The sequence below is a fragment of the Candidatus Omnitrophota bacterium genome (assembly GCA_041649175.1).
In the GTDB taxonomy this organism is placed as follows: domain Bacteria; phylum Omnitrophota; class Gorgyraeia; order Zapsychrales; family JBAZNR01; genus JBAZNR01.
This window is the reverse complement of the sequence record JBAZNR010000001.1, coordinates 294793-298906: the sequence shown is the minus strand read 5'-3', so window position 1 is coordinate 298906 and position 4114 is coordinate 294793. Positions and strand designations below refer to the sequence as shown.

The following is a 4114-nucleotide window of genomic DNA, read 5'->3' as shown; positions in this document are numbered from 1 at the left end:
CAGATCAAATCAGTCTGACGCGTCCGCGCGTCAAGTTTCTATAGATCGTTTTTATCAACATCTTAGCAAAAGGAGCAGAACCATGTTTTTTAAGACACGAAACGTTTTTTTGGGGTTCTTGGCTGTTGTTATTTTATTGAGCTCAATATCCATGCCATCCGTTGTTCATGCGGCGGATGTTCCGGGGACGATACGCTATCCCTTGACGCCGTTGGAAGGCCGAAAAACCTTTGATTGGAATACGCAATCGACAATCATTGTTCCTCAGCAAGATGTCCAGCAGGGTCCCGACGAAATCAAAAAATGTTTTATTGAGTTTAATGAACATCCTGCCGCCTTAGAATTAGGCCCGTATCCTCGTACGTCTGAACAGTACTCAAGGGCACAAATCTACGCGCAGAATCTTCGGAATATGCAAGATCAGTACGTTGCCCAATTAGGCGCTATTGTTCCCGCACTAAGCCAGCGGGACATAGAACATCTTGTTTTAGCGTCTAACGGAATTATTATCGACCTGACCGGATTGGAGAAGGAACAAGCTGAAGGACAAGGTTTTGTTAAGAAAGTCCATATCCTTGAAGATCCCAGGTTTCTTTTGCGTGAATCGGCTCCTCAGATCGGCGCAACAGCCGTGTGGGAAGATCCCGGGTTTGACGGATCAGGTATTACGGTTGCGGTTATAGATACTGGCATTGATTATACTCATGCCGATTTTGGAAGTTGCACTATAGAGCAATACCAAAGCGGAAATTGCGCAAAAGTTGCCGGGGGAAATCCGGGAGCCCTTGATCTAACAAACGGGCATGGAACTCATGTGGCGTCCATTGTTGCCGGTGATGGTATCGCTGGTGATGGACAGCCTATAAGAGGTGTTGCGCCGGGAGCGACATTGTATGCCTATATTAGAGGTTGTTCTCTTTCTGTTGAAGAAATCGTGGATCCCAACAATGATGACAATATGGAAGACCATCTTGATGTTGTGACGGCAAGCTTTACTGTGGGCCTTTTTGGCGATCCAGACAATTATTGTTCTGAGGCATTTGACAATGCGGCTGAGATTGGTGTTGTCGCCGTTGCTGCGGCTTCAAATGATTATCTCTATGAAACTATTGGTAATCCAGCTTCAGGCAGAAAGGTTATTGCCGTTGGGGCGACTTTTGATGATAGCCACATATGGTCTGATCAGATGATCGATTTTTCGTCAAAAGGGCCAACGATGGATGGCAGTGTAAAACCTGATGTTGTTGCTCCTGGGGCAATAATTTGTGCCGCAAAAGCAGCCAATACCGTGGGATGGACTCCGTGTATTGATGGTACGCATGTCAGCGCCTGGGGAACGTCTATGTCGGCACCGCATGTGGCGGGCATGGCGGCTCTTCTTTTAGAGCAGCACCCCGGTTGGAATCCGGACCAAATTAAATATGCCATTCGTAATAGCGCGATCGATCTTGGATACAATGTCCTTACTCAGGGCCATGGCCGTGTTAGCGCGGTTGCGGCAAGCCAAGAGCCGCCACCGGTCATTGTCAAAATACTGAAAGATGTTGATACGGTAGACGAAGTCTCATTTAGAACTCAGTTGATAAGCTATCATGATGAATTGCCGGGTGAATATCAATATGCCTTTGATGTTGGCTATATGGGAAGTGACCCTTATTTTCAGCCGGATGACCTGCAGGATCCCGGTCAGTGGATGACTAATTTTCATCAAGAAGGCGCGATCGTACTTCAAGCGGGAATTCCTCAAGAATTACTACAAAATCCGATCGATAAATCTTTATTGCCGGCTGATGGTATTTATTTGGCGCGATTTAGGACGATCAGTGCAGGTGGGTATGATTCGACAGACTACCATACGTTTTTGGTAGAAAATGCGCGAGTGGTCAGTCCGCGTAGCGGTGATGTGATCGGGCGGGAGACGATATCATTTTCCGGATCGATCCGTATAAACCCGGGATACCGATATATGATCGAATATGAGCCGTATCTTTCATCGTTGCCATATTTCACGAGTGATGGAATTACACTTACCCAAGAGGGACTTGAACCTGTAGAGGAAGGAGCATTAGGGAATTTTCAGACACCGGAATCTCTTCCAACGGGTTTTTATAAATTCTGGATAAGGATATATGATGGTAATCAACTGAGGTGGAGTAAGCCAATTGCCGTTGTTCGCGTTGATCAAGAATTGCGCAGCGGTTTTCCGGCACGGACCATACGATATGCTTCCGAGTCCTCTGAGGCAGATCCAGTTCTGGTCATTAAGGATATTGACAATGATGGCAGGCAAGAAATGTCCTTTGTTTCTTATGGCCTAACTTCAGGCTACAGAAGAAGTATTCATATTTTTGGTAGCAATGGGGAACATGAAAATACAATAAATTATGGAAATACATATAACTATTTTAATCATCACTCTCTTATCCTTGATGATTTTGACGGAGATAGTGTCGATGATTTTCTTTTTCAAAGCCAAAGCCACGATAGTTTTCAAAATCCTAATGAATTGCGTACTAAACGTCAAGATGGAGGACACATATGGTCTCGAATATTTGCAGGTGGGCTACTTAACGGTGGATTCATTCAGGACACTTTTTTTGTTAATACGGACCTTAATAATGACAGGGCGAGAGAGATCATTTTTGCTCAAGTAAATTCTATATCTCCTTTTAGCAAGTCGCTTCACCTGATTGATTTTAATGGAGACCCTGTCTCCGATAACTGGCCAAAGACCATAACAGCTTGTCGACTGCCGGAACTTGGGCCGAGTCCTTTGGTCGGTAATTTTAACAGCAATAGGGAAGATAAAGAAATTGCTTATGTCGGAGAGTCTGAGGCATTTTGTGACGCGGGTGTTCCATTAATGCAGCTATATATTTTTAATTACGACGGTCTTTCTGTCGCTGATCCTGTTTATTTTAGCGGGGCCTCGTATTCTACTCCTTCCAGCGGTGATTCTAACGGTGATGGCATTGACGAAATTTTTGTCAATACTGATCAAGGGGTTTATAGGTATGATCCGGCAACTGGAATTACTGCGCATCTTTTATCTGGCATTGACTGTTCATTTTCTACTCCTGCCTTAGGTGATGTTGATGGCGATGGTTATCTCGACATTGTTGTGGTTAGCGCCAATTTCGAGGCAGGAGAGGCAACTATGTTCTCGATTTATGTTCTGCATCAAAATGGAACGGTGCTAAGCGGTTGGCCGGTCCATGGTAAATTTACTGATTTTCATGGAGCAATACTTGGCGATGTTAACGGAGACAATCAGGTAGATGTTCTTTATAGCGATTTTGAAGATATTGGTGATCATTATTTCAGCTCTATCCACGCCAAGAATTACCTCGGACAGGAGATAACAGGTTTTCCTAAATACATTGAGCCGGGTACAACGCCCGGCAAGATCCTCACAGATCTTGATGGTGACGGAACACTTGAACTGGTGGCAACATCAAAGGGATTGCAGCGTTCCTCCGATGATGACGATGCGGGGTTTGATGAAAATACGGATCTCGTCCCGCGAGTATCACTTTATGCGTGGAATTTGAATGTGCCTGATTCCTCTTTTAATCATTTATGGCCATCTCTGCGTCAGGATCAACAACGCCGCGGCCTTTACGCCGGTATTGGCGCGCCGTTGAATTTCCAAGCGTCTCGACAAGGGCCCAACAGCGCTTCCTTGTCCTGGAATGATGCGTTGGCATCAAAGTACGTGTATGCCTATACGGCTGAAGTTGCCTCAGATCCACAATTCCGTCATCTGATCAATGGTGCTAGCGCCATTGATGTGGGAATACGGAATTATAATTACCGCTTTTCTGATCTTTCTGCGGGCTGGTATTTTACTCGCGTGGGCAGTATTAATCGTGATGATAGAAGCCACGTGATGTGGTCATCGGTTAAAACAATTTGTGTTCCCGGAGGCCATGTCGTTTGTAATGATCAAGAAGACGATCCCTTGACGCGCTACAAGCCTGTCGATCATATTTTCCCGGAAGGAAATATGGAAAAGTTTTGGGGGTATTTTGCCGGAGGAGACCCAGACGATTGGACTGGAAGCGGCCCGGTGGAATTTTGTCCAACGTGTCATTGATCTTGATCGAAAGGAGAA

Annotated in this window: 1 protein-coding gene; it reads left to right on the top strand. The window is 45.4% G+C overall.

Annotated elements, in window-relative coordinates:
• Positions 1–82 precede the first annotated feature (82 nt).
• Positions 83–4096, top strand: a complete 4014-nt coding sequence (locus WC676_01425; GenBank protein MFA5059274.1) for a S8 family serine peptidase — start codon at positions 83–85, stop codon at positions 4094–4096.
• The last annotated feature ends 18 nt before the right edge of the window (positions 4097–4114 follow it).

What these genes read in the sequence shown, in the direction of transcription:
- WC676_01425 (MFA5059274.1), top strand. Translation starts at nt 83, where the DNA reads ATGTTTTTTAAGACACGAAACGTTTTTTTGGGGTTCTTGGCTGTTGTT.